Raw genomic sequence first — 25,046 nt, 5'->3', positions numbered from 1 at the left:
CCCCGCACGGGCCTGAAACCGGCCCGGCAGCAGCCGTGATCACTCCTCCCGCATCGGCACCGACAGGTACGAGGGATCGGACGCGGGGGAGGAGAAGGTCAGCTGCGCGCCGGCCGGGTTGTGCTCGATGTAGAGCGGGTCGACGGTGTCGACGACGAGCGCCAGCCGGTGTCCGGCCGGGACGTCGTAGGCCGTGGAGAAGAGCTCCAGGTCCACGGCGAACGGCTTGCCCGGAGTCTTGTCGTGGAAGGTGTACGGGGCGTTGCTCACCAGCTTCCCGACGCCGAGCGGGCCCACGTCGTAGAGGTACGCGACGAAGGTGCCGCTGGACCTGGTCGGCGTGACCGTGGTGTGCAGCACCGGAGTGCCGCGCACCGCGGCGCCGGAGCCGTACCGCCCGGACTGCCAGACGGCGGCGAAGGAGCGGGGGAGGAGGGGGACGGAGACGGCGGGCGGGGTCCGCGCCAGCTGGTCGAGGAGGTTGCTGAGCAGGACGATGCCGCCGTTGGCGCCGGAGTCCACGCCGGTCCAGACGTGCTCGGAGTCGTTCAGGGCGAGCCGCTCGCGGTGCGCGTTCACCGACTTCCAGTCGGCGTAGCCCTCGTAGCCGCCGTCGGACCGGGGCTTGAGCTGGACGGGCGGCTCGCGGTCGATGCCGTTGTCGGCGCCCTTCAGATGGTGGTCGAACCAGCGGTGGGCGCTGGTCCAGGTGTCGTTGGGCAGGCCGAGGATGCCGGTGGCCTCGGCGGTGGCGTGGTCGCCCGGCCGGAACTCCAGCCGCTTGGGGCCCTTCAGCTTCTCGTAGAAGCTCGCGTACTGGTTGGGCGGGAAGATGGTGTCGCCCCAGGCGTTGCCGAGCATGACGGCGGCGCCGTTGGCGTTGATCCGGTCGAGGTACGTGGCGGCCGACCGCTGCCGGCCCCAGGCGATCATCTCGTCCTCCTGGTCCAGGTTCGACGAGAGGAAGTCGCCCAGGATCTTCTCCAGTTCGGGGCCCGGCCGGCCGGTCAGGTAGCCGGCGCCGCCGAGCAGGGCGGCGGCCTGGAGGTGCTGGGTGCGGCCGCTGTAGATGGACTCGATGAGGTCGGCCCAGCCGCTGAGCGCCGCGACGGCCTTGATCCGGGGGTCGTGCGCGGCGGCGAGCAGGGAGATCCCGGCGCCGTAACTCACGCCGGCCATGCCGACCTTGCCGGGATCGGCCGGGGTGTTGGCGAGCGTCCAGTCGATCACCTTCGTCGCGTCGGCGACGTCCTTGGGTCCGGCGGTCTCGATCTCGCCGCCGGACTGCCAGAAGCCGCGCGAGTTGTAACTCACCACGACATAGCCGGAGTCGGCGAGCTTCCGGGCCTGCGCGAGGTACTCGATCTGGGGCATGGCCCAGCTGGTGGGCAGCACGATCACGGGGTAGCGGGTGGAGCCGCCGGCGCCGGCGGGTGTGACGACGTTGGCCTTGAGGACGGTGCCGCCGTCGCCGGCGATGTCCACGAACCGGATCGACGTGCCGCTCTCGGCGGCCTGGACGGCGGGCGCCACGGACAGGGCCGTCCCGGCCACCAGGACGGTGGAGACGGCGAGGGCCAGGGATGTGCGCACGGGCCACTCCTCGATGGGGGGTCACTGATGGGGGGCAGTGAAGTGGCCCGACGCTATCCGCGACGTGCTACCCGTGGTAACCAGTCGGTAAGTTACGTGCGGGTAACGATTGGGGGGTGCTCCCGCGCGGCCTCGGCCGCCACCAGATCGGCGTGCGCCTCCCCGTACTCCTTGGCGGCGACCAGGAACATCGCCCGGTCGGTCAGAGCCCGCGCCGACGCCCCCGGCGCCGAACCGGGCCGGCGGGCCAGCGCCACGCCCTCGTCGAAGAACGGGCGCAGCTCCCGCAGGATCCGGTGGGTCCGGCGGGTGGCGCGCAGGGCCGCGCGGGCGGTGAGCCGCCGGTGCGCGGCGGCCAGGCCCGGCAGCCATCGCGCCGGATCGGCCTCCGCCCTCCCGGCGAGCGCCGCTTTCTCCTCCTCCAGGGCGGGCGTGGCGCCGAAGTACGCGGCGTGGACGTCGGGGGACCAGTGCAGGGTGTCGACGCCGAAGGCGGGGCCCGGCGCACCGGCCGACGCGGGTGGCTCGTCCGGACGGACGGAGAGGGCGAACAAGGTCGCCCACCAGACGTGGATGTTGCTCCACGACGTCGGTTCCCCGTCCTCCGCGAGCCGTGCGAGGACCGCCGACGCCTCCCGCCGGAGCGGGTGGGCCCCGTCGCGCCTCCCGGCCCGGTCGAGCAGGTCCGCCTGGCGGTGCAGCGCCCAGGCGAGGATCGCGCAGGGGGTCCTGCCCTCCGCGGCGTCCGTCCGCTCGGCCTCCAGGAACTCCCCGAAGGCCGCCGCCGCCTCCCCGGCCCGCCCCGCGGCCTCCAGCCGGGCCGTCCGCGCGACCGCCGACCAGAAGTCCGGGCGCTCACCGTCCGCCACCGGCCCCTCGGACGCCAGCGCGTCCGCGTACCGACCCTCCTCGGTCAGGGCGACGACCAGGTGGCCCGCGCCGTACCGGGGGTGCTTCACCTGCCCCCGCGCGTACCCCTCCCGGCCCGCGGCCGCCGACTCCTCGCAGACGGCGAGCGCCTCGGCCCGGCGTCCCTGCCGGTACAGCTCCGACCGGTACGAGCCGAGCGCCCGGCACAGGACCTCCGTCCGCAGCGGATGGTCCGCTCCGAGCAGCCTGGCCGCCGCGACCGCCTCCAGGGCCAGCTCCTCACGCCGCCGCGGCGTCGTCGCCCGTGCCCATGCGAGCAGCGTCACCAGCTTCGGCGCGTACACGGCAGGACTCACCGGTGCCAGCACCCGGTACGCCTCCATCTTCTGACTCTCGCTCAGCCGTCCCGACCCCAGCAGCAGGACCCGTGCCCGCATCACCGCGTCCTGGTCCACGTCCCCCGCGTTCCCCGCGTCACCCCTGTGTGTCATGGCGGAGCTTCTGGGCGTCGGCCGACAGCCCGGACAAGGCGCGCGAACTGTGCGTTCCGTCCTACGAAAAGCGGCTCTGACCTGTCATGATGGACACGTCTTCACCCCTCCTCCAGGCTGGACCCGTGAAGCGGACGAGCCTTCCCGACGTGTTCGACCCACGGATCCACGCCGCCGGGCCGCCCCACGACGCCTACCGCGAGCTCCGTGACCGGGCGCCCGTCGCCCGGCAGGACGAGCCCGCGGTGCTCGGCTGGCCGGCCGGTCCGGGGTTCTGGGCGGTCACCCGGCACGCCGACGTCGTGCGGGTGCTCAAGGACGCGGGGACGTACTCCTCCTGGCTCGGGGCCACCCAGATCCGCGACCCCGACCCGGCCGACCTGCCGTTCATCCGGCGCATGATGCTCAATCAGGACCCGCCGGAGCACGGGCGGTTGAGGCGGCTCGCCAGTCGCGCCTTCACCCCCAGGAGGATCGAGCGCTTCGAGGCGACCGCCCGCGCGCGGGCCCGGCGGCTCCTCGCGGCGGCGCGGAGGGACGGCGGCGAGGTCGATCTCGTCCGGGCCGTCACCGACGACTACGCCCTGCTCAACCTCACCGACCTCCTCGGGGTGCCGGAAGGCGACCGGGCCCTGCTGCACACCTGGACCGAGCGGGTCATCGCCTACCAGGACCCGGACGAACCGCCGGTGCTCGACAGCGAGGGGCGGCCCGTCAACCCCAGGTCACCGGCGATGCTCGCCGAGATGTTCGGGTACGCGCAGGAGCTCGCCGCGCACAAGCGCGAGCACCCCGCCGACGACCTGATGACCGCCCTCGCCACCACCGAACTCGGCGACGCCGAACTGGAGATGTTCTTCTTCCTGCTCACCGTCGCCGGCAACGACACCGTGCGCTCGGCCGCCCCGGGCGGGGTGCTCGCCCTCTGCGGGCACCCCGGCGAGCAGGACCGGCTCTGGCGCGGCGAGGTGGCCATGGACACCGCCGTGGACGAGCTGCTGCGGGCGCACCCGCCGGTGATCTCCTTCCGCCGCACCGCCGCCCGGGACACCGAGCTCGCCGGGGTGCGGATCGCGGAGGGGGACAAGGTCGTCGTCCTCCACGTCTCCGCCAACCACGACGAGCGCGTCTTCGCCGACCCGCACCGCCTCGACCTCGGCCGCCGCCCGAACCCGCACGTCTCCTTCGGCGACGGACCCCACGTCTGCCTCGGCGCCCACTTCGCCCGCCTGCAGCTCCGGGTGCTCTACGAGGAGCTGCGCCGCGCCTGCGCGGGCGTCGAGGCCGCCGGGGAGCCCCGGCGGCTGGTCTCCAACTTCATCAACGGGATCAAGTCGCTGCCGGTACGACTGCGGGAGCTCTGAGCGCCGCCCGCGTCACGTCGGCCACCAGCTCGACCACGTCGGGCCCGTACGCCTGGGAGTTGACCACCTTCAGCAGCAGGACGAAGGAGCCGTTCCGGTGCGTGCGGGCCAGCCGCTCGTGGTGGCGGGCGAGATAGCGCGTCGCCGCCTGGTTGGTGATCGCCCGCTGCCCGCAGAAGAGGAAGACCGGCCGCCCGCCGTCGCCCGCCGCGATCCGCGCGAGCACCACGTACTCGACGGAGCCCGGGTCCATCAGATACCGCTCGCCGCCGACCTCGATCGCGCCCCGCTCCTCGACCGGGTCCTTCTCCGTGTTCATGGAGAGCCCCGGCAGCAGGGTGCCGAGGTGGGCGGCCGACCGGCGGTTCGACCCCGGCCCACCGAGGCAGAACTCGGTGCGGTCCCCGAAGCCCAGGTGGGTGCGGTCGTGCTGGACGATCTGCGCCTGCGCCCCGCAGTCCTTCACCAGCGCGGCCAGTTCGAGCAGCGCGAAGACGTCGAAGCGGTGCACCGCCCCGTCCCCGCCCGCCTCCCGATTGACCACGAGCAGGCACTCGGCGTGCCCGGGCAGGCCGAAGAACGCCTGCTTGCGGCGGAGCCGCCGGCGCCACACGTAGGTCCGGGTGAGCCAGCCCAGGGACGCGCTGAGGCCGGTCGCCAGCACGCCGAGCACGATGTTCCGCAGGTCCTCGTCCATAGGGGCGCATGCTAGCGGCGGTCGGGTGACCGTTCGAGAGGGCCGGAATGCGGTCCTGACCTTCGATGTCCTGAGAAGTTACGCTGCGTGGAGGGACGTTGACGGGAGGTCAGGGATGCGTGGATCCGGCCGGCGGTACGGGGCGATCGCGGCGGCGGCCGTGGCGGTGTTCTCGACGGGTGCGGCGGCCCCGCCCCCGACGGTCCCGCCCGGCCCGCCGGGCGCCTTCCACGCACCCGCGAAGGCGCCTGCCGGGTCTCCGGTGAAAGCGCCGGTCGCGGCTTCGGCGAAAGCGCCGGTCGCGGATCCGGCGAAGACGCCCGTCGCCGTCGGGTACGGCGGGGCCGTCGCCAGTGTCGACGCCGACGCGAGCGCCGCGGGCATCGAGGTCCTGCGGCGCGGCGGCAACGCGGTCGACGCGGCCGTCGCCGTCGCCGCCGCCCTCGGCGTCACGGAGCCGTACTCGGCCGGCATCGGCGGAGGCGGCTACCTCGTCCACTACGACGCCCGGAGCCGTACGGTCCACACCGTCGACGGCCGCGAGACCGCCCCCGCGTCGGCCGACGCCGGCCTCCTCACCGAGAACGGCGCGCCGCTCCCCTTCGCGGAGGCGATGACCAGCGGCCGCGGAGTCGGCACCCCCGGCACCCCCGCGACCTGGGCGACCGCGCTCGACGCCTGGGGCAGCAAGCCGCTCGGTGAACTCCTCGCCCCCGCCGAGCGCCTGGCCCGCGAGGGCTTCACCGTCGACGCCACCTACCGGGCCCAGACCGCCGCCAACGAGGCCCGCTTCCGCGACTTCCCGGCCTCCGCCGCCCTCTTCCTGCCCGGCGGCCGGCTTCCCGAGGTCGGCTCGGTCGTGAGGAACCCGGACCTGGCCCGTACCTACGCGACGCTCGGCGAGCGGGGCGTCGGGGCGCTCTACCGGGGCCCGATCGCCCGGGACATCGTCCGCACCGTGCGCACCCCTCCGGTCCGCGCGGGCGCGGACCGCGTCGTCCGGTCCGGCGACCTGACCGAGCGTGACCTCGCCGCGTACCGCACGGTCCGGCGCGCGCCCACCGAGACCGCCTACCGGGGGCTGCGCGTCCTGAGCATGGCCCCGTCGTCCTCCGGTGGCACGACCGTCGGGGAGGCGCTCAACATCCTGGAGTCCACGGACCTCTCGGTCGCCTCGGAGTCGCGGTACCTCCACCGCCTGATCGAGGCGAGCCGTATCGCCTTCGCCGACCGGGGCCGCTGGGTCGGCGACCCCGCCTTCGAGCGGGTGCCCGTCCGGGGCCTGCTCTCCCAGCGGTACGCCGACTCCCGCGCCTGCCTGATCCGCGACGACGCCGTCCTGCGCAGCCCGCTCGCCCCCGGCGACCCGCGCGACCCGGTGCCGTGCGGCACCGCCGGGGCCGCGGTGCCGACGGCGTACGAGGGTGAGAACACCACGCATCTGACCGTGGCGGACCGGTGGGGGAACGTCGTCGCGTACACGCTCACCATCGAGTCCACCGGCGGCAGCGGCATCACCGTCCCCGGGCGCGGTTTCCTGCTCAACAACGAACTGACCGACTTCTCCTTCGTCCCCGCGAACCCGGCCGTCCACGACCCGAACCTCCCCGGGCCCGGCAAGCGCCCCCGCTCCTCGATCTCCCCGACGATCGTGCTCGACCGGCACGGGCTGCCCGTCGTGGCGCTCGGCTCGCCGGGCGGCGCCACCATCGTGACCACGGTGCTGCAGACCCTCACCGGCTTCCTCGACCGGGAGCTGCCGCTCGTCGACGCCATCGCCGCCCCGCGCGCCAGCCAGCGCAACCAGGCCGACACCGAGCTCGAACCCGGCCTCTGGAACAGCCCCGTGCGGGCCCGGCTCGAAGCCCTCGGGCACACCTTCCGGCAGAACCCGGAGATCGGCGCCGCCACCGCGATCCAGCGCCTCCCCGGCGGGCGCTGGCTCGCGGCGGCGGAGACCGTCCGGAGGGGCGGCGGCTCCGCGATGGTGGTCCGGCCGGGCCGCTGATCCGGCGCTCCCGGCCGGACCGCCTCCATGGGATCGGGCGAGCCCGGCCGGACCGTTTCCTTCGGATCAGGCGTTCCCGGCCGGACCGTTTCCTTCGGTTCGGGCGAGCCCGGCAGGATCCGGAAGAGGCGGCTCAGAGCGCCGTCAGGATCCGGGGGCCCGCGTCGGTGACGGCGACGGTGTGTTCGGCGTGGGCGGCCCGGGAGCCGTCGAGGGTACGGATCGTCCAGCCGTCCCGCGCCGTGTAGTGCCCGTCGCCGCCGCCCCCGACGAGCATCGGCTCGATCGCCAGGACCATTCCGTGCCGCAGCCTCATCCCGCGCCCGGGGCGCCCCTCGTTGGGCACCCCCGGGTCCTCGTGCATCTCCCGGCCGATGCCGTGTCCGCCGAAACCGTCCGGGACGCCGTACCCGGCCTTCCGGCACACCGTGCCGACGGCGTGCGCGATGTCGCCGATCCTGTTGCCGACCACCGCCGCCGCGATGCCCGCCGCGAGGGCCTCCTCGGCGGCCCCGATCAGCCGGGTGTCCTCCGGGCGGGCGCGGCCGACGGTGAAGCTGATCGCCGCGTCCCCGACCCAGCCGCGCAGCCGGGCCCCGCAGTCCACGGAGACCAGGTCCCCGTCCCGGAGGACGGTCCCGTCCGGGATGCCGTGCACGATCGCGTCGTTGACGGACACGCAGACGACGCCGGGGAAGGGCACCGGGGCCCAGTCCGGGCGGTAGCCCAGGAAGGGCGAGCTCGCGCCCGCCCCGTCCAGCACCTCGCGGGCCGCCCGGTCCAGGGCGGCGGCGGGCACGCCCGGCGCCGCCAGCTCACGCGCCGCCGCCAGGGCGCGCGCCACGATCCGGCCCGCCTCGCGCATGGCCGTCAGGTTCTCTTCGGTCTTGATCTCCACCATTCCCATTACTATACCGGTATAAAAATGGGGGAGGGTCGGTAGAGTAAGGAGCATGGTGCGCACCCCCCTGACCCCGGAAGAGCGCGAGCGCGGCGAGCGGCTCGGCCGACTGCTGCGCGACGCGCGCGGCGAGCGCTCGATGGTCGAGATCGCCGCGGCGGCCGGCCTCTCGGCCGAGACCCTGCGCAAGATCGAGACCGGCCGCGCCCCCACCCCGGCCTTCTTCACTGTCGCTGCCCTCGCCGGCGTCCTCGACCTGTCGATGGACGAACTGGTCGTCCACTGCGCGCCACTGCCCGTCTGACGAGCGGGCGCCCCCGCGTCCGCGTCGGCCTGCCCCCGACCGGCGCCGGTGGCCCCGACCCGGCATAGGCTCTGCGCTCATGACGACCGACGACACCCCCGGCGACACGCCCGCCCCCGCCCCGCGCCTCCCCGACGAGCTGCGGCGCGGCCGCTACGTCAGCCTCACCACCTTCCGGAGGAACGGCACCGGAGTCGCCACCCCGGTCTGGTACGCCGTCGAGGGCGAGCGGGTGTACGTGTGGACCCGCACCGACTCCTGGAAGGTCAAGCGGCTGCGCAACGATCCCCGCGTCGAGCTGGCCGTCTGCGACATGCGCGGCAACGTCCCCGAGGGCGCCGTCAGGACCCCCGGCACCGCCCGCCTCGTCACGGGAGAGGAGCTGCGGCACGTCCGCAGGCTGCTCTCCCGCAAGTACACCTACCAGTACTGGCTGGTCGACTGGCCGGCCACCCTCGCCCGCCTCGGCAAGCGCCCCCACACCGGGATCGTCGTCACCCTGTGAACCCGGCGGGGTCCGCCGCCCGGTGGGGCGCCGATGTGGTCCCCGGGGCACGGAAAGGAAAACGGTCCGTAGCCGTCCCGTAACACGACTGCGGTGCAATGCCCTGCGGCGGACCGGAAGGTCCCCTTCTACCGCAGGGCAGGTGCGCGAGCATGACGGTCACTCACATCCCGTCGGAGATGGCGGAGTTCACCCACTGGCTCGGCGGGCTCGCGGGCCGCGCCGAACAGGTCGGCGGCTGGTGGGCCGTCTTCGCCGAACGGGACCCGGACGGGCTCCGCGCCTGCCTCGACGGGACCGAACTGCCGCCCTGGGACGTCGTCGAGTCCCTCCTCCACGACGTGGGGGAGGGCGCGGAGCGGGGACGGGCGCTGTACGCGGCGGCCACCGGCGCCCACGACCGGCGGCCCGGCGGCGGAGCCGCGCTCGCCACGCGCCGCGAACTGATGGAGCGCGAGCGGCGCCACGCCGAGACGCGGATCCGGGAGCTGGCGGAGCTGCCGCCGGCCGCCGACCCCGAGGAAGCCGCCCGGTTCGCGCACGACCTCGCCTGGACCCGCGACGACCACGCCCGCGCCACCGCCCGGATCGTCGACCTCACCGACCGCCTCGACCGGCTCCACGCGGCCCCGGCGCCGGGCGGCGGGGCCGCCGGACCGGAGCGGCGGCGCCCCCGAGGAGCCCGGTACGCGGGGACGGAGGACGCCGCCGCCGAGGGACCCGAGCCCGCCGCCGTACCCGATCTGCCCGTCGGCGCCGCCGCCCTGAAGGGCGCCCGGTTCCGAGGCACGGACCCGGAAGCCGCCGCCCCGAAGGGCGCCCGATTCCGGGTCCGCGCCTCGGCGCGCACGGCCGCCGCCCCCGAGCCGGACCCGGCCGCCGCGCCCGGTCCCGACGAGGCCGCCGAGGCCGCCCGCGCCGCCGTCAACGCCGTGTACGCCCTCCGGCGGCTGCGCGCCCAGGGCCGTACCGGCGAGGTCCACGTCCTGCTCTGCGAGGCGCTCGGCGGACCGCCCGGCCGGCTCCCCGCGCTCGCCGAGGAGCTGCACCGCGCCGGGTTCGGCGCCGACTGGGACACCCTGCTCTGGGAGGCCGCCTCGCTGCCGCCGGCCCGGCTCGCCGGGGTCGCGGGGGCGCTCGCGGACGCGGGCCGCGCCGACGACTGCGAGCAGCTGCTGCGTCAGGGACTCGCCCGGCCGGTGGAGGAGCTGGCCGGAGCCGTCGCCGCGCTCGTCGCCGAGGGCCACGACCGCGAGGCCCACGCGCTGCTCACCGCCTTCCTCCGGGTCCGCACCCCCGAGGAGGCGGCGCGGCTCGCGGCCGTGGACCCGGCCCTCCTCATGCCCCGGCTCGGCGCCGTGGCGCGCGGTCTGTCGCCCGCCGACGACCGGGCCCTGCGGCACGCGCTGCGGGTCGCCGGCGTCCTCGGCGCCTGAGGACGGACGCGTGACGAGGCCGGGTCCCCGCACGGGCCCGGGTGCGTGACGAGGCCGGACTCGTGAAGGGATCCGGATCCGTACGAGGACGGGTCTGTGCGCGGACGGAAAGGTGTGAGCGGGGAGGACTCCTCCCGTGTCGGTACGTGTCCGGTGTGGACCACTCCGGTATGAAACATGATCGACTGCTCTGCTTCCGGGCGGCAGTCTTGCTCCGGGGTGTGACGGGGCTTACGTTCTCCTCCTACGCACCGTGTCTACGGGCGTAGAGGCTCATCGACGCCGTGCCGAAGGAGCTGCTCATGACCGTCGTACGCGCCGCCCTCGTCCAGGCGACCTGGACCGGCGACACCGAATCCATGATCGCCAAGCACGAGGAGCACGCCCGCGAGGCGGCTCGCCAGGGCGCCCGGGTGATCGGATTCCAGGAGGTGTTCAACGCCCCCTACTTCTGCCAGGTCCAGGAGCCCGAGCACTACCGCTGGGCCGAGCCCGTGCCGGACGGTCCCACCGTCACGCGGATGCGGGAACTCGCCCGCGAGACCGGCATGGTGATCGTCGTCCCGGTCTTCGAGGTCGAGTCCGAGGGCTTCTACTACAACACCGCCGCCGTCATCGACGCCGACGGCAGCTACCTCGGCAAGTACCGCAAGCACCACATCCCGCAGGTCAAGGGGTTCTGGGAGAAGTACTACTTCCGCCCGGGGAACGCCGGCTGGCCGGTCTTCGACACCGCGGTCGGCAAGGTCGGCGTCTACATCTGCTACGACCGCCACTTCCCCGAGGGGTGGCGCCAACTCGGCCTCAACGGCGCCCAGCTGGTCTACAACCCCTCCGCGACCCACCGGGGTCTCTCCTCCTACCTCTGGCAGCTGGAGCAGCCCGCCGCCGCCGTCGCCAACGAGTACTTCGTCGCCGCCATCAACCGTGTCGGCGTCGAGGAGTACGGCGACAACGACTTCTACGGCACCAGCTACTTCGTCGACCCGCGCGGCCGCTTCGTCGGCGACGTCGCCTCCGACAAGGAGGAGGAACTCGTCGTCCGCGACCTCGACTTCGGCGTGATCGAGGAGGTCCGCCAGCAGTGGGCCTTCTACCGCGACCGCCGCCCCGACGCGTACGACGGGCTGGTCAGGCCGTGACCGGACTGCACGCCCGGCACCGTGCCGTCCTCCCCGACTGGCTCGCGCTCTACTACGGCGAGCCGATCGAGATCACCCACGGGGAGGGCCGGCACGTCTGGGACGCCGAGGGCCGCCGCTACCTCGACTTCTTCGGCGGCATCCTCACCACCATGACCGCCCACGCCCTCCCCGAGGTCACCAAGGCGGTCGCCGAGCAGGCCGGCCGGATCGTCCACTCCTCCACCCTCTACCTCAACCGCCCGATGGTGGAGCTGGCCGAGCGGATCGCCACGCTCTCCGGCATCCCCGACGCCCGCGTCTTCTTCACCACCTCCGGCACCGAGGCCAACGACACGGCCCTGCTCCTCGCCACCGCGTACCGCCGCTCGAACCAGATCCTTGCGATGCGCAACAGCTACCACGGCCGCTCCTTCTCCACCGTCGGCGTCACCGGCAACAGCTCCTGGTCGCCCACCGGCCTCTCCCCGCTCCAGACCCTGTACGTGCACGGCGCGGTCCGCGGCCGGGGCCCCTTCGCCGGCCTGACCGACGAGCGGTTCACCGAGGCCGCCGTCGCCGACCTCGAAGACCTCCTCGGCCACACCCACCGCACCGCCGCCCTCATCGCGGAACCCGTCCAGGGCGTCGGCGGCTTCACCTCCCCGCCCGACGGCCTGTACGGCGCCTTCCGCCGGGTCCTCGACCGGCACGGCGTCCTCTGGATCTCCGACGAGGTGCAGACCGGCTGGGGCCGCACCGGCGACCACTTCTGGGGCTGGCAGGCCCACGCCCAGGCCGGACCGCCCGACATGCTCACCTTCGCCAAGGGCATCGGCAACGGCATGGCGATCGGCGGAGTGGTCGCCCGCGCCGAGATCATGAACTGCCTGGACGCCAACTCCATCTCCACCTTCGGTGGTTCACCCGTCACCATGGCCGCGGGCCTCGCCAACCTCGGCCACCTCCTCGACCACGACCTCCAGGGCAACGCCCGCCGGGTCGGCGGCCTGCTCATCGAACGGCTCCGCGCCGCCGCAGCGGGCGTCGACGCCGTCCGCGAGGTCCGCGGCCGCGGCCTCATGATCGGGATCGAGCTGGCCGACCCGGTCACCGGGCGCGCCGCCCCCGAGGCGGCCTCCGCCGTCCTGGAGGCGGCCCGCGAGGGCGGTCTCCTCATCGGCAAGGGCGGCGGCCACGACACCAGCGCCCTGCGCGTCGCGCCCCCGCTCTCCCTCACCGTCGCCGAGGCCGAGGAGGGCGCCGCCATCCTCGAACAAGCCCTCCGAACGCTCTGGTCGACAGGAGTACTGGCGTGAGCACTCGAACCCTGATCACCGGTGGTCTCGTGATCACCGCCTCGGACGAGGTGCACGCGGACGTGCTGATCGAGCACGGCCGGGTGGTGGCGCTGGCGGCGCCGGGGACGCAGGAGTGGACGGCGGACCTCGTGATCGACGCCTCGCAGAAGTACGTGATCCCGGGCGGGGTGGACGCGCACACGCACATGGAGCTGCCGTTCGGCGGCACGTTCGCGTCGGACACGTTCGAGACGGGGACGCGGGCGGCGGCGTGGGGCGGCACGACCACGATCGTCGACTTCGCGGTGCAGGCGAAGGGTGAGCCGCTTCGGGCCGGTCTGGACGCCTGGATGGAGAAGGCGGACGGGAACTGCGCGATCGACTACGCGTTCCACATGATCATGTCGGACGTGAACCCGTCGACGCTGCGGGAGATGCCGAAGCTCATCGAGCACGGCGTCTCCTCGTTCAAGCTGTTCATGGCGTATCCGGGGGTCTTCTACTCGGACGACGGCCAGATCCTGCGGGCGATGCAGGTCGCCGGCGAGACCGGCGGACTGATCATGATGCACGCGGAGAACGGCATCGCGATCGACGTGCTGGTGGAGCAGGCGCTCGCCCGTGGTGAGACGGACCCCCGCTATCACGGGGAGGTCCGCAAGGCGCTCCTGGAGGCGGAGGCGACCCACCGGGCGATCCAGCTGGCGCGGGTCGCGGGCTCCCCGCTGTACGTCGTCCACGTGTCGGCGCGGGAGGCGGTGGCGGAGCTGGCCGCGGCCCGGGACATGGGCCTGCCGGTCTTCGGCGAGACCTGCCCCCAGTACCTCTTCCTGTCCACGGACAACCTGGCGGAGCCGGACTTCGAGGGCGCCAAGTACGTGTGCAGCACTCCCCTGAGGCCGAAGGAGCACCAGGCGGCACTCTGGCGGGGGCTGCGGACGAACGACCTCCAGGTGGTGTCCACCGACCACTGCCCGTTCTGCTTCGTCGGCCAGAAGGAGCTGGGACGCGGGGACTTCTCGAAGATCCCCAACGGCCTGCCCGGCGTGGAGAACCGCATGGACCTCCTCCACCAGGCCGTCGTCGACGGGCACATCTCGCGGCGCCGCTGGATCGAGATCGCCTGCGCGACGCCGGCGAGGATGTTCGGCCTCTATCCGCGGAAGGGCGCCGTCGCGCCCGGCGCCGACGCCGACATCGTCATCTACGACCCGCACGCCACCCAGGTCCTCTCGGCCGAGACCCACCACATGAACGTCGACTACTCGGCGTACGAGGGCAGGACGATCACCGGCCAGGTGGAGACCGTCCTCTCGCGGGGCGAGGTCGTCATCGACCGGCGGAAGTACGTGGGTCACGCCGGCCACGGCGCCTTCGTCCCCCGCTCCACCTGTCAGTACCTGAACTAGGAGGCCGTCCCTTGGACTTCGGACTCGTCCTGCAGACCGACCCGCCCGCCTCGCAGGTCGTCGGCCTGATGCGCCGGGCGGAACGCAACGGCTTCCGCTACGGCTGGACCTTCGACTCCGCCGTGCTCTGGCAGGAGCCCTTCGTCATCTACAGCCAGATCCTGGCCAACACCACCCGGCTGCACGTCGGCCCCATGGTCACCAACCCGGGGACGCGGACATGGGAGGTGACCGCCTCCACCTTCGCCACCCTCAACGACATGTACGGCAACCGGACCGTCTGCGGCATCGGCCGCGGCGACTCCGCCATGCGCGTCGCCGGCCGCGCGCCGAACACCCTGGCCCGGCTCGGCGAGGCCATCGACGTCATCCGCGACCTGGCCGAGGGCCGCGAGGCCGAGGTGGACGGCAAACCGCTCCGGATCCCCTGGATCAAGGACGGGAGACTCCCCGTCTGGATGGCCGCGTACGGGCCGAAGGCGCTGGCCCTCACCGGCCGGAAGGCCGACGGGTTCATCCTCCAGCTGGCGGACCCGTTCCTCACGGAGTGGATGATCAAGGCCGTGCGGCAGGCCGCGGCCGACGCCGGCCGGGATCCGGCGTCGCTGACCATCTGCGTGGCGGCCCCGGCGTACGTCACGCGGGACGACAGCCCCGCGTCCCTGGCCCACGCCCGCGACCAGTGCCGCTGGTTCGGCGGCATGGTCGGCAACCATGTCGCTGACCTGGTCTCCCGCTACGGCGAGCACTCCGCGATGGTCCCCGAGGAGCTGACCGCGTACATCAAGGACCGGCACGGCTACGACTACTCCCACCACGGCCGCGCCGGGAACCCCGACACCGCCTTCGTCCCCGACGAGATCGTCGACCGCTTCTGCCTCCTGGGCCCGGCCGAGGCCCACGTCGAGAAGCTCCGCCACCTGAAGAGCCTGGGCGTCGACCAGTTCGCCGTCTACGACATGCACGACAACCGGGAGGGCACCATCGACGCCTACGGCTCCGAGGTCATCCCGGCCGTGAACGGGGTCAATGCGGGCTGATGTCCTTCATCCTTGGTTGCTGACGCTGAGCCGAAGTCGCTAGTGTGCGACGTTCTGATTCGTCATCGGCCCAGTCACCGGCATGGAGCGGGGGAGCAGGAATGAGCGAGAGGTCCGTCGCGGATCCCGTCAGGACCGCCGAGCGCATCAGGGCCCTGCTGGAGCGCGCCGGGCTCGAAGGCGAGGACCTGCTCCGGGTGGAGGGCGAGGGCGGTCTGTCGTACGCGTCCGGGCTGCCCGCGGAGGACGTACGGGCACTGCTGCGCGGTCAGCGGCTGCCGCTGGGCGACGGCGACGGGGCGGCGGACCCGGTGGATCCGGTGGAAGAGCGCCACCGCCGGGTGGTCGCCCGGATCGTCTTCCTGCGCCGTACCCGGCTGCGGACCACCTCCGACGGCCAGCGGCGCGCGTACTCGCTGGCGGACATCGCGGCGGGTGCGGGGACGAGCGCGCAGTGGCTCGACAAGATGATCAAGACGGGGAAGGCCCCGAACCTCGATCACGCGGCCGGGATCGCCGACTTCTTCGGAGAGAGCATCGAATTCCTGGTCGCCGAGCCGGCCGAGGCCCTGGACCGGGTGCTCCAGCGGATCCACAAGGACCTGCTGGAGCGGACCGTGGCGCGCCAGGAGGAGCACATCCAGCGCCTCAGGAACGCCGACGCCCGGGCCTCCGCGGGTTCCGCCGCACCCACCGGTTCCGATCTCGGCATCGTCGGCTACGCCGCCCGTGCCCTCGCCGACGTCCCGGACGACACCGCGCAGCCCATCATCGCCCTCATCGAATCCATTGCCCGGCGCTCGCGCGAGGAGCGCGCCAGGGAGAGCCGCTAAAGAGCCTCTGGCCAGGGACGATGCCGGTGAGGGGCCGTAGTTGCCTCCGTCGTCACGAATGGCTACTGTCGCGGGCGCACGACTGACAGAGCGCCGTGCACCTGTTCGGGGGAACGACGAGCGGTGTGCCGGCCAGGCGTCCGGGGGAAGACATGTGGGACGCGGTTCGAACATCCCGTGAGATGAAGCGTCATCGGGACGAACTGTTCGCCGGAGTGATGCGCCCGCCCGCACCGGAACCGCACGAACTGCTGCACGCGGTCTGCGCCTACCTCTCGGAGAGCGGCGGGCGTGAGGTCCGTCTCATGCTGGAGCCGTTCCCTCCGGGCACGGTCAGCGGGCTCTGGCTCGACCTGGGCGACCACGAAGTGATCGCGGTGGAGAAGAACACCCTGCCGGTCCATCAGATGGTGATCCTGGGCCACGAGCTGTGGCACCGCAAGGAGGCCGAGGGCGTCGCGGTCGCCCAGGTCGCGGCGCGCACCGACTACGACCTCGCCGAGGAACGGCGGGCGGAGCGGTTCGGCCGGCTGATGGGGGCGAAGTTCCGGCCGTTCCTCCTCGGCACGCGCAGCAGCGCACCCCCTGACGAACGGGCCGGGCGCATCTGGGAGTCCCTGGGGGGCCGGTGATGGACGAAGGCGGCGACTACTACCTGCCCGCCGCCGTCCTGGGCGCGGCCCTGCTGGTGAAACTGCCGGCTCTGGTCCGCGGGTGGCGCAGCGCGACGGTCCGGACGGTGAACGCCCTGCTGCTCCTGCCCTGCGCGGGCTTCGTCCTCTCCTCCCCGCCGACCATCACCGCCGTCAACCGGCTCACCGGCATCAGCAACCTCTCCGCTCTCCTCGTCCACTGCATCCTGACCGCCTACGCGTGCGCGTCCCTGGTGCTGCTGGACCACTGGCGCGCGGAGTCGGTGGACTGTGCCCGTACGCGCCGGCGCGTACGGGTGTGGAAGGCCGGCTGCTGCGTGGTGATCACGGCCCTGGTGGGACTCTTCGCGCTGGGCGAGGTCCCGGTGGAGCGCCCGTGGGACTTCGACACGTACTACGCCACCACCCCGTTCATCAGCGCGATGCTCCTGCTGTACCTGCTCGCGTACGTCGCGGCCGGGGTGGCCACCACGGTCGTCTGCTGGAGCTGGCTGCGCGACATCGGCAGACGGACGGCGAGGCAGGAGACCAGGACGGCGGTCGACCGGTCCTTGCAGATCGGGCTGCTCGTGCTGGTGATCGCGGCCCTGGCCAACATCGTCTTCGGCTCGTTCAAGGTGACCGCCATCGCGGCCCGCTGGGCGGGCCGGAACTGGGACGCGCTCAACGAGAGCCTGTCGCCCCTGATGTCGGCCAGCGGGATGATGATCGGCGTCGGGCTCCTCGTCCCGGCGTACGGACCCGTGCTGATCGACCGCGTCTGGCAGCCCGTGCTCGGCATCAGGGCCCTGCGGCCCCTGTGGCGTCTGGTCAGCCGGTCAGGTCCTGCCCACAGCAGCAGGACGTTCCTCCGCCCGCCGTGGTACGCCGGACCGGAGCAGGTCCTGCTCCACCGGATGACCACCATTCACGACTGGATGCTCGCCCTGTGCGTCCACTGCACCGAAGAGGTGCGTGAGGCGGCCTACCGGCAGGCGAGGGTGAGCGGGGCCGGGGAGCGCGAGGCGGTGGCCGCAGGGCTCGCCGCCATGTTCACGGCGGCGGCGGAGACGCGGGCCCGCACCGTGCCGCCCGCGCCGGAGCAGGGCGCTCTCGCGCTGGCGGCCGTGTGCTCGGCGGAGGCGGCGGACCGTGACCTCCTGGTGTCGGTCTCCCGGGCGCTGGCGGTGGCCCCCGGCCGACGGCGGATCGCCGCCCCCGGGGGCTCCTTCGCCCACCGGTGAGGGCACCACCCCCGTGGGGCGCCCTCACCGGCGGATCGAGCGGCCGGTGGCCGTCCGGCTTCGGCGTCAGCCGTTCCAGGTGCCGGTCATGGCGAGGTGGCCGGGGGCTCCGGGCAGGCTCACCGGGACGGCCGTGGTGGTGGTCCAGGTGCGGTCGGCGCGGCGCGTGGTGTGGAGGACCTTGTTGTCGGCGGTGGTGACGGCCACCTGGACCTCGCCGGCGACCGAGGCCGTGGCGACGGACTTCGCGGTGACGGTGCCGAGGATGCCCTTGATCTCGGTCAGCGGCTCCCAGTGGCCGCTGAAGTTGCGGACGGCGTGGTACTGGCGGGCGCCGTTGTCGGTGGCGATGACCACGTGGGTCTGGTCCCCGGAGCCGACCGTGCTGAGGGAGGTGATGGGACCGGTCGGGCCGGCGGCATCGGCGACGTTGCCCCAGGCGAGCCAGTTGCCACTGGCCTGGCGGATGGTGTGGTAGGCCTTGCCGCCGCTGACGGTGGTGACCTGGAGCTCGCCCCGGACGACGGCGGTGGCCGCGGCCGTCACGTTGCCGACCTTGCCGGAGGTGATGTCCTGGAAGGGCGTCCAGTGGCCGCTCGCGTTGCGGATGGTGTGGAACGCCTTGCCGTCGGCGACGGCGACGACGTGGAGATCCCATCCGTGGTTGGTCGCCGTGACGCCGGTGAGGTTGCCGAGGGAGTTGGCCACACCGAAGACGTCGCCCCAGGTGCCCCAGGTGCCGTCCTGCTTGCGGATCGAGTGGAACAGCCTGCCGTTGTCGCTGACGGCGAGGACGTGGGTGTCGCCGTTCATGCCGACGACAGCGGAGCTGCGGATGCCGCCGATGTCGCCAGCGCCCTGGGTCCGGATGTCCTCGAAGCCGGTCCAGGAACCGTCGTTCACCCGGACGCCCTGGTGGAGGGTGGTGCCGGACTGCACGAGGGCTTGGGTCTTCCAGCCCGGGGACTGGGCGCGGACGCGCTGGAACCAGCCGTGGAGGTCGTCGACCCGGGTGCTGAAGGCCCCGGTGCGGGTCTCGGTGGCGGGGGTGCCGAGGCAGCCGCCCTGCCAGCCGAGGCTGGTGATGCCGACGAGGGCGGGCTTGCCGCCCTCCGTGCGGAACGCGGGACCGCCGGCGTCGCCGGCGCAGACGGTGGCGTCGGCCGGGGTCCTGGCGGCGAGGCCGAAGCCGGTCGCGGTCACGTCGCCCGCGGTGAACACGGCCGCGTGGCGGGTCACCGGGACCCAGTCGGTCCTGGTGCGGCCGAAGCCGGCGACGGTCAGTTCCTGCCCGTCGGCGGGCGCGGTGGCCGCCAGCGGGACGGGGGTGATGTCATGGGCGGGCTGCGCGAGACGGGCCATGACGAGGTCACGGTCGGCGTGCGGGATCAGCTCGGCGATGTCGCTGGAGTGGCCGCCGCTGGTGATCAGGAGGGACTTGCCGACCACGGCGGTGGTCTTGTCCTTCGGGGCGCCCGCGGTCACGGTGTTGCTCTTGGCGGGGTCCTCGGCGAAGCAGCTCTTGGCGGTCAGGACCCAGTACGGGTCGACGAGCGCACCGGAGCAGGCGCGCTTGCCGTCGCCGACGGTCAGCTTGGTGTTGAAGGCGAGCCCGGCCGTGTCGATGGGCTGTCCGGCCCCGAGGGGAGCGGTGCTGCCGGTGACCCGGAGCTCCAGCAGGACGGCGGCGGACGGGTCTGCGCCCGCCTCGCCGAAGCCCTTGCTGCTGCTGTCGGGGATGTCCAGGCTCTGCGTCTCGTTCTTGACGGAGATGCTGGCCTTCACCGACCGCTTGTAGGTCTGGATCCGGTACGCGCCCGGGATCGAGACCGTGAGGTGACCGGTGCCCATCGGGGCGGCGAAGCACATCCGCTCCTCGGGCAGCTTCAGATCGCGCGCCCACACCTTGATCTGGTACGGACCGTCGCAGGAGGTGTACGTGATGCCGCCGTCACCGCTGATCAGCTTCGCGCCGGTCTCGGCCAGCACCTCGGCGCTGTTCGGGTAGGTGCCGTCCTCGAAGACGAACGGGGCGCCGGGGTCGGCGGCCGGCTCTCCGGCGGCCGAGGCCAGGGGTGTCGCGGCCCCCATGAGGACCGCCGCGGTCGCGGTCGCGGCCGGCAGCCACCGGCGTGTGCGCAGTGCCATGAACATCACTTTCGTCATGTCGCCTGTCGAGCAGGCGAGTCGAGGGGTCGCCCGGCTCGTGCGGGACGACAGGATGAGGTAAGGAGGGGCCTTCGCGCGATGCGTCAGCGAGGCAGTCTGGCGACCGATTCGATGAGTGCGACGAGGGGCTGGGCGGTGTCCTCGGGCACGTCGGCGAGCGCCCGCGCGGCCTGGCAGGCGACGTTGTCGAGGTCGCAGCCGGAACCGGGGGCCCCGGCGGAGCCGGAGTTCCCCAGCAGCCGGATCACCAGGTCCGTGTGGATCTGCCGCAACACCCGGTCCAGGGCACGTGCCGGAGGGTCCGTCAGGAACTCGATGCCCTCGCCGAAGAACGCGGCGATCTCGGCCGCGTGGACGAGGTTCGGCGCCCTGCCGGTCTTGAGCACCCGGTCGAGCCACTGCGCGCTCATTCCCGCACTCGCGGCGATCTCCGCCAGGGGGTGGGTGCGCCTGCTGCCGTCCTCGGTCGTCTTGAACCGGGTCCCGCGCAGGAAGAGGATCCGGTCGACGACCTGGCGGTGACGGGTCGTGGCGGTGTCCGGCCGTTCGCTGTCTCCGCGGAGTAACGGCGTGGCGGTGTCGTGCCGTTCGCCGTCTCCGCGGAGTAACGCCTCCACCTCGGCCACGGCGAGGCCCGACGCGAAGGCGAGACCGCCCTCGCCCTCGACCCTCAGCACGTCATCGCGGTCGAGCCCCGCCCGTCGGATCAGGTCGACGATGCGCGTGAGCGTGTCGATCGGCTCGGGAATCGGCCTGGCACTCACCGTGTGGCCTCCCCCCGGATCCCTGTGCTCGTGGCTTTCGAGGGGAGACGGTAACGGCTCAGCGCCCGCTTATCAACTGTCGCTGACTGGACATCAACGCCAGTTGAAATCCTTCGGGTTCCTCCCTAGGGTCCTCACAGGTCGGGAGACCCCCATGCCTGCAAAAGGGCCGTGGTCAGCCGTTTCCGCGCCTCGTCCACCCGGCGCGACCCCGCGACGGGCAGCGCGGTTCCCGTCGGCGGCCCGGGGCGTCCTTGCCTGACAGACCTTCAACTTCCCGCCCAGTCCGGCGGGGTTCCACGCACGCCGGTCCCGGCGGGTCCGGCAGTACAGAGGGGGATATCCGTGCGTCACACAACAGGCCGACCACACGGCGGGGAGAGGAGGAGACCCGGCGTTTCGCGCTTGCTGGTAGGCGGCCTGCTTCCGCTGGCCCTCCTGTCGACCCTGGTGTCCGCGGCACCGGCGGCCGCGGTCGAGGAGACACCGGTCAGTGACCGGGAGAAGACCGTCGCCCACTGGAAGTCCGGCGGTCTGGCGATGAAGTCCGCCGCCGGGGCCGCCCTGACGGGATCGGACGCGGACATCCGCGCCTTCCTCGACAAGGGCCGCGCCATCGCGGAGAACCTCGACGACCGCGAGGCGGCCCTCGAGGTCATCGCAGAAGCCGGACCGGCGGTACGCAAGGCGGCCGAGCAGGCGCTGGAGGGCACCCCGGAGCAGCTGGACGCCTTCCTGAAGGAGGGCTGGAAAGCGCCTCTGGACCAGGACCAGCGGGTCGAGGCGGCCCGGATCGGCGAGGCCGGCGGCAGGACTCTGAAGGAGGCCGCCGATGCCGCACTGAACTCCGACATCGAAGCCGTACGGACCTTCCTGAGCGAGGGTCAGTACAAGAAGCGCGACTCCGACGCACGGGTCCGCGTGGCGCAGCTCGAAACGGCCGGCGGGCCCAAGCTCCGCGCCGCCGCCACCGCGGCCCTCAACGGCTCGATCGAGGACGTCCGCGAGTTCCTCACCTTCGGCCAGCACGTGGCCCGGGCGCAGGACCAGGAGCACGCCTCCGTCAGCGAACTCGCCCAGCAGGCCAAGGAGGCCGGCGACGCGGCGGAGCGGGAGAGCAAGGCTGCCAAGGAGTCCGCCGACAAGGCCATCGCCCTGTCCCTGCTGGCCCGGAAGGAGACCGAGCGGGCCAGGGACGAGGCGAACGCCGCCGAGAAGGACGCCGCCAAGGCCGCCGACGCCGCCCGCCGCGCGGCGGAGTCCACCCGGCGTGCCGCCCAGGCCGCGCAGGCGGCGATCTCCTCCGCACGCTCCGCGAACTCCGCGGCCCAGGTCGCCGCCGCAGCCGCCACGGCCGCCGCCCGTGCCGCGTCCGGAGCCGCCAACGCCGCGGCCAAGGTGCTCACCTTCGCGGCGGCGGGCAAGCGCGACGAGGTGCTCGCCGCCCATGCCCGGCAGGCCGCCGACGCCGCCGACGCCGCCGCGACCGCCGCGGACCGGGCAGCGATCTCCGGCGACGCCGCCGCCGCGTCCGCGAAGGCCGCCGCGTCCTCGATCGTGAACGCGGACGGCGCAGCCGCCGCCGCGGAGGAAGCCGGCCGGTACAACGAGGAAGCCGGCGGTTCCGCCGCGGAGGCCCGCCAGGCCGCGGCCACCGCCCGCCGCCACGCGGCGGAGGCCACCCGCGCCGCGAACCAGGCCGCCGCGCACGCGGCCGACGCCGCACGCGCCGCCCGCGAGGCACGCGACGCGGCCCGCTCGGCCGCCAAGCACGCGCGCAACGCCGCCGATGCCGCCATGAAGGCCGGCGAGCACGCGGCCGGATCCAGGGCGGCGGCCGAGGAGGCCAAGGCCCACGCCGACGCGGCCCTTCAGCGCGCGAACGAGGCCATGGCGGCCGTGGGCAAGGCCAAGGAGATCCACGACCAGGCCCGCAAGGCCCAGGCCGAGGAACTCGCCGCCCGCAAGGCCACCGGCATCAACCAGGCCAAGGACATGAAGGCCGCGTACGACAAGACCCTGGCAGACGAGAAGAAGGCCAAGACGGACGCCGAGACGCTCCAGGCCGACTTCGCCCGCCTCGCCCAGGACGCCGCACAGCCCTCGGCCGACCCCGCCCAGATCGCCACGTCGGGCCGGAAGATGGCCCTGGCCGCCCTCCAGACCCAGGGCCCGTGGAGCCGCGCCGCCGCCGAGAGCGTCCTCGGCGCCCCGGACGCCGTCGTGGTGGAGTACGCCCGCAACGGCTGGCGTGCGGCGGAGCAGCGGGACGAACGCGACCACGTCCTCAAGCTGGCCGACGACTCGCCGTACCAAGCGGTGAAGGACGCCGCCACCGCCGCACTGAGCGGCGATGCGGCGCGTATCCACACCTTCTTGGTGGACGGTCAGCACAAGGCAGCCGTCTCCGACTACCGGGTGGAGGTCGCGCGCATCGGCAACGCCGGTGGCTCGGCCATCAAGAAGGCCTCGGACGCCGCACTCAACGGCACCGGATATCAGCCGCTGCTGGATTTCCTCACCACCGGTCAGTACACCGCCCGTCACAGCGACGACCAGGCGACCGTGGCAGGCCTGGCGGAGAACGCCGGACCGGAGGTGAAGGCCTACGCCGACATCGCCATCGAGGGCCCCGGCCCGGGCCTGCACACTTTCGTGGAGAACGGCCAGTACAAGGCGGCGCGCCGGGATCAGATCAACTCCGGCCATGTCGCGCAGATCCAGAACATCATCGCCGGCTCGGCACAGGTGGCGGCCGGCGCCCAGCAGCGGGCGGCCGAGGCCCAGAAGAACGCCGCGACCGCGCTGGACGCGTCCAACGAGGCGACGGAGTACGCCCAGCAGGCCCAGGTCTACGCCGCCCAGGCCGCAGGCTTCGCCACCCAGGCCGACGAATCCGCCAAGCAGGCCGAAGCCTCCGCGAAGAAGGCGGCCGAACACGCGGCCACCGCCCGCAATGCCCAGCGGCAGGCCCGTGCCAGTGCGAACAGCGCCAACGCCTCCGCGGCCTGGGCCGAAGCCAGCGCCGAGCTGGCCCGCGGCTATGCCGCCGAGGCCTATGCCGGGGCCGAGGCCGCACGCCAGTCATCCATCAACGCCGGAGCCGACGCGAACGCCGCGGCCGCCACCTACCAGCGGCATCTCGACGCATACCTCGTCGAAAAGGCGCGGGCGAACGAGCAGACCTGGTGGAAGAAGGCCCTGGAGAAGTACCAGTCCTACGGGCAGATGTTCGTGGAGGGCGTGGAATACGGCGTCGACTACGCCAAAGAAGCCGCCAAGCAGACGCTGCACTGGTATCTCAACCTCTCGTACGCGGACAAGATCCGCCTGAAGGGGGAGTTGATCCACGCCGGGTCCGACCTGGTCGGCGGGGTCCCCGGCCTGGGAGAGTTCTTCGACGGCTACAACTGCCTCACCTACGGCCTGGATGGAATCGCATTCGGAGACTCGAGCAAGTTCACCGATGCGGCGTGGTCCTGCGCTGCCGCCGTCCCGTTCCTCGGTTGGGGTGCCTATATTCCCAAGGGGAAGAAGTGGTACAACAAGGCTGAGTCGCTCTGGGAAAAGCTGAAGCGCTTCGAGAAGAAGATCGACAACGCGGTGCGTTGTCCCGACAAGAAGCACAGCTTCCCCGCCGGCACGCCGGTGCTGATGGGTGACGGAACCTCCCGCCCCATCGAACGTGTCGGAGTCGGCGACGTCGTCCTGGCCACCGATCCCGTCACAGGGAAGTCCGGAACACGCCGCGTCGAGGGGACGATCCACACCCCCGATGACGTCGACTTCACCGGAATCACTCTTGATGCCGCCGCCGGCGGCGGTTCCCTCACGGCAACCGGCCACCACCCGTTCTGGGCCCAGAACCGTCGGCAGTGGACCGACGCGGCGGCCCTCGACGTCGGCGACACCCTGCGCACCCCGGTCGGCGATGTCGCCCGGATCGCCAAGGTCACCCACTGGAAGAAGCTCCAGCCCGCGTACGACCTGACGGTGAACGACCTGCACACGTATTACGTGCTGGCAGGCCGGACTCCGGTCCTCGTGCACAACTGGACGCCTTGCCAAGAGGCCCTCGAAGCCGTCTGGATGTCCCCGAACAAGCCCCTCGCCGTCAGCTTCACCGAGCACTACAAGAAGCACGCCACGGCATTCGGGAAGACGGAACAGGAGTATCAGGCGGACGCGCAGGCATGGCTTGCGTCGAATCCGGCCAGGCAGCATTTGAACGCGGATCTGATCGACCTGGCGGACGGGACGCAGGGCGTCAGGTATCGGACTCCGGGAGGGAAGGGGCCGGGAGGTATCATCAAGAACCGGAAGCTCGTCACCTTCTGGTACAACGACAACGACAGGCCTTAGGG

At 72.8% G+C, this 25,046-nt stretch carries 19 protein-coding genes; 13 read left to right on the top strand and 6 right to left on the bottom strand.

What is annotated here, in order from left to right; all coding sequences use genetic code 11:
- Positions 1-39: 39 nt before the first annotated feature.
- Together ACF1BN_RS02020 and ACF1BN_RS02015 are read right to left on the bottom strand one after the other, a co-directional pair.
- Positions 40-1,593, bottom strand: coding sequence for a CocE/NonD family hydrolase (locus tag ACF1BN_RS02020; protein ID WP_392329637.1), 1,554 nt, complete (start codon positions 1,591-1,593; stop codon positions 40-42).
- A gap of 92 nt (positions 1,594-1,685) precedes the next feature.
- A complete protein-coding gene (locus ACF1BN_RS02015; protein WP_392329636.1) occupies positions 1,686-2,954 on the bottom strand; it encodes a hypothetical protein in 1,269 nt (422 codons plus the stop codon).
- Positions 2,955-3,043: 89 nt separating this feature from the next.
- On the opposite strand from ACF1BN_RS02015, the gene ACF1BN_RS02010 reads away from it, so the two are divergent.
- Positions 3,044-4,318: a cytochrome P450 gene (locus ACF1BN_RS02010; protein WP_392329971.1), complete on the top strand. Its 1,275-nt coding sequence runs from the start codon at positions 3,044-3,046 to the stop codon at positions 4,316-4,318.
- Here ACF1BN_RS02010 and ACF1BN_RS02005 read toward each other — a convergent pair.
- On the bottom strand, positions 4,284-5,015 hold the full coding sequence (locus ACF1BN_RS02005) for a hypothetical protein (RefSeq protein ID WP_392329635.1): 732 nt from the start codon (positions 5,013-5,015) through the stop codon (positions 4,284-4,286). The two genes, ACF1BN_RS02010 and ACF1BN_RS02005, sit on opposite strands and share 35 nt — an antisense overlap.
- A gap of 115 nt (positions 5,016-5,130) precedes the next feature.
- Here ACF1BN_RS02005 and ggt point away from each other — a divergent pair, with 115 nt between their 5' ends.
- Complete coding sequence (ggt, locus tag ACF1BN_RS02000; RefSeq protein ID WP_392329634.1) at positions 5,131-7,023, top strand: gamma-glutamyltransferase; 1,893 nt, start codon at positions 5,131-5,133, stop codon at positions 7,021-7,023.
- Positions 7,024-7,156: 133 nt separating this feature from the next.
- Here ggt and map read toward each other — a convergent pair whose 3' ends face one another.
- Positions 7,157-7,924: a type I methionyl aminopeptidase gene (map, locus tag ACF1BN_RS01995; protein WP_392329633.1), complete on the bottom strand. Its 768-nt coding sequence runs from the start codon at positions 7,922-7,924 to the stop codon at positions 7,157-7,159.
- Positions 7,925-7,976: 52 nt separating this feature from the next.
- On the opposite strand from map, the gene ACF1BN_RS01990 reads away from it, so the two are divergent.
- The 10 genes from ACF1BN_RS01990 to ACF1BN_RS01945 all read left to right on the top strand — a co-directional run bounded on the left by ACF1BN_RS01990 (position 7,977) and on the right by ACF1BN_RS01945 (position 17,749).
- Positions 7,977-8,228, top strand: coding sequence for a helix-turn-helix domain-containing protein (locus ACF1BN_RS01990; protein ID WP_392329632.1), 252 nt, complete (start codon positions 7,977-7,979; stop codon positions 8,226-8,228).
- 79 nt (positions 8,229-8,307) lie between these two features.
- Positions 8,308-8,733: a PPOX class F420-dependent oxidoreductase gene (locus ACF1BN_RS01985; protein ID WP_392329631.1), complete on the top strand. Its 426-nt coding sequence runs from the start codon at positions 8,308-8,310 to the stop codon at positions 8,731-8,733.
- Between the two features lie 152 nt (positions 8,734-8,885).
- Positions 8,886-10,169 (top strand): UL36 very large tegument protein, encoded by a 1,284-nt coding sequence (locus ACF1BN_RS01980; RefSeq protein WP_392329630.1) that lies wholly within the window; start codon positions 8,886-8,888, stop codon positions 10,167-10,169.
- A gap of 302 nt (positions 10,170-10,471) precedes the next feature.
- Positions 10,472-11,311 carry a nitrilase-related carbon-nitrogen hydrolase gene (locus tag ACF1BN_RS01975; protein WP_360313669.1) on the top strand — a complete coding sequence of 280 codons (840 nt, stop codon included), beginning with the start codon at positions 10,472-10,474 and terminating at the stop codon, positions 11,309-11,311.
- Positions 11,308-12,609 carry an aspartate aminotransferase family protein gene (locus ACF1BN_RS01970; RefSeq protein WP_392329629.1) on the top strand — a complete coding sequence of 434 codons (1,302 nt, stop codon included), beginning with the start codon at positions 11,308-11,310 and terminating at the stop codon, positions 12,607-12,609. The genes ACF1BN_RS01975 and ACF1BN_RS01970 overlap by 4 nt, the downstream gene beginning before the upstream one ends.
- Positions 12,606-14,000, top strand: coding sequence for a dihydropyrimidinase (hydA, locus tag ACF1BN_RS01965; RefSeq protein ID WP_392329628.1), 1,395 nt, complete (start codon positions 12,606-12,608; stop codon positions 13,998-14,000). Before ACF1BN_RS01970 ends, hydA begins: the two co-directional genes overlap by 4 nt.
- An 11-nt stretch (positions 14,001-14,011) precedes the next feature.
- The gene (locus ACF1BN_RS01960; protein ID WP_392329627.1) at positions 14,012-15,040 is read left to right on the top strand and encodes a TIGR03842 family LLM class F420-dependent oxidoreductase; all 1,029 of its coding nucleotides are present in this window, start codon (positions 14,012-14,014) and stop codon (positions 15,038-15,040) included.
- Positions 15,041-15,141: 101 nt separating this feature from the next.
- Positions 15,142-15,873, top strand: coding sequence for a hypothetical protein (locus ACF1BN_RS01955; protein WP_392329626.1), 732 nt, complete (start codon positions 15,142-15,144; stop codon positions 15,871-15,873).
- 182 nt (positions 15,874-16,055) lie between these two features.
- Positions 16,056-16,505 (top strand): toxin-antitoxin system, toxin component, encoded by a 450-nt coding sequence (locus tag ACF1BN_RS01950; RefSeq protein ID WP_392329625.1) that lies wholly within the window; start codon positions 16,056-16,058, stop codon positions 16,503-16,505.
- A complete protein-coding gene (locus tag ACF1BN_RS01945) occupies positions 16,505-17,749 on the top strand; it encodes a DUF6545 domain-containing protein (RefSeq protein WP_392329624.1) in 1,245 nt (414 codons plus the stop codon). Before ACF1BN_RS01950 ends, ACF1BN_RS01945 begins: the two co-directional genes overlap by 1 nt.
- A gap of 66 nt (positions 17,750-17,815) precedes the next feature.
- On the opposite strand, the gene ACF1BN_RS01940 is transcribed toward ACF1BN_RS01945, so the two are convergent.
- Positions 17,816-19,897, bottom strand: coding sequence for a trypsin-like serine protease (locus tag ACF1BN_RS01940; RefSeq protein ID WP_392329623.1), 2,082 nt, complete (start codon positions 19,895-19,897; stop codon positions 17,816-17,818).
- A 104-nt stretch (positions 19,898-20,001) separates the two neighbouring features.
- Positions 20,002-20,682 carry a hypothetical protein gene (locus ACF1BN_RS01935; RefSeq protein ID WP_392329622.1) on the bottom strand — a complete coding sequence of 227 codons (681 nt, stop codon included), beginning with the start codon at positions 20,680-20,682 and terminating at the stop codon, positions 20,002-20,004.
- A gap of 450 nt (positions 20,683-21,132) precedes the next feature.
- Here ACF1BN_RS01935 and ACF1BN_RS01930 point away from each other — a divergent pair, with 450 nt between their 5' ends.
- Positions 21,133-25,044, top strand: a complete 3,912-nt coding sequence (locus tag ACF1BN_RS01930; protein WP_392329621.1) for a polymorphic toxin-type HINT domain-containing protein — start codon at positions 21,133-21,135, stop codon at positions 25,042-25,044.
- Positions 25,045-25,046: the final 2 nt, after the last annotated feature.

The sequence above is a fragment of the Streptomyces sp. NPDC014861 genome (genome assembly GCF_043081625.1).
Taxonomy (GTDB): Bacteria; Actinomycetota; Actinomycetes; order Streptomycetales; family Streptomycetaceae; genus Streptomyces.
The sequence above is the reverse complement of the archived record's forward strand: the minus strand, read 5'-3'. Positions and strand labels throughout refer to the sequence as shown.

What these genes read in the sequence shown, in the direction of transcription:
- ACF1BN_RS01950 (WP_392329625.1), top strand. Translation starts at nt 16,056, where the DNA reads ATGAAGCGTCATCGGGACGAACTGTTCGCCGGAGTGATGCGCCCGCCC.
- ACF1BN_RS02005 (WP_392329635.1), bottom strand. Translation starts at nt 5,015, where the DNA reads ATGGACGAGGACCTGCGGAACATCGTGCTCGGCGTGCTGGCGACCGGC.
- ACF1BN_RS01985 (WP_392329631.1), top strand. Translation starts at nt 8,308, where the DNA reads ATGACGACCGACGACACCCCCGGCGACACGCCCGCCCCCGCCCCGCGC.
- ggt (WP_392329634.1), top strand. Translation starts at nt 5,131, where the DNA reads ATGCGTGGATCCGGCCGGCGGTACGGGGCGATCGCGGCGGCGGCCGTG.
- ACF1BN_RS01980 (WP_392329630.1), top strand. Translation starts at nt 8,886, where the DNA reads ATGACGGTCACTCACATCCCGTCGGAGATGGCGGAGTTCACCCACTGG.
- ACF1BN_RS01940 (WP_392329623.1), bottom strand. Translation starts at nt 19,897, where the DNA reads ATGGCACTGCGCACACGCCGGTGGCTGCCGGCCGCGACCGCGACCGCG.
- ACF1BN_RS01975 (WP_360313669.1), top strand. Translation starts at nt 10,472, where the DNA reads ATGACCGTCGTACGCGCCGCCCTCGTCCAGGCGACCTGGACCGGCGAC.
- ACF1BN_RS01990 (WP_392329632.1), top strand. Translation starts at nt 7,977, where the DNA reads ATGGTGCGCACCCCCCTGACCCCGGAAGAGCGCGAGCGCGGCGAGCGG.
- ACF1BN_RS01955 (WP_392329626.1), top strand. Translation starts at nt 15,142, where the DNA reads ATGAGCGAGAGGTCCGTCGCGGATCCCGTCAGGACCGCCGAGCGCATC.
- ACF1BN_RS01945 (WP_392329624.1), top strand. Translation starts at nt 16,505, where the DNA reads ATGGACGAAGGCGGCGACTACTACCTGCCCGCCGCCGTCCTGGGCGCG.
- ACF1BN_RS02015 (WP_392329636.1), bottom strand. Translation starts at nt 2,954, where the DNA reads ATGACACACAGGGGTGACGCGGGGAACGCGGGGGACGTGGACCAGGAC.
- ACF1BN_RS02010 (WP_392329971.1), top strand. Translation starts at nt 3,044, where the DNA reads ATGGACACGTCTTCACCCCTCCTCCAGGCTGGACCCGTGAAGCGGACG.
- map (WP_392329633.1), bottom strand. Translation starts at nt 7,924, where the DNA reads ATGGTGGAGATCAAGACCGAAGAGAACCTGACGGCCATGCGCGAGGCG.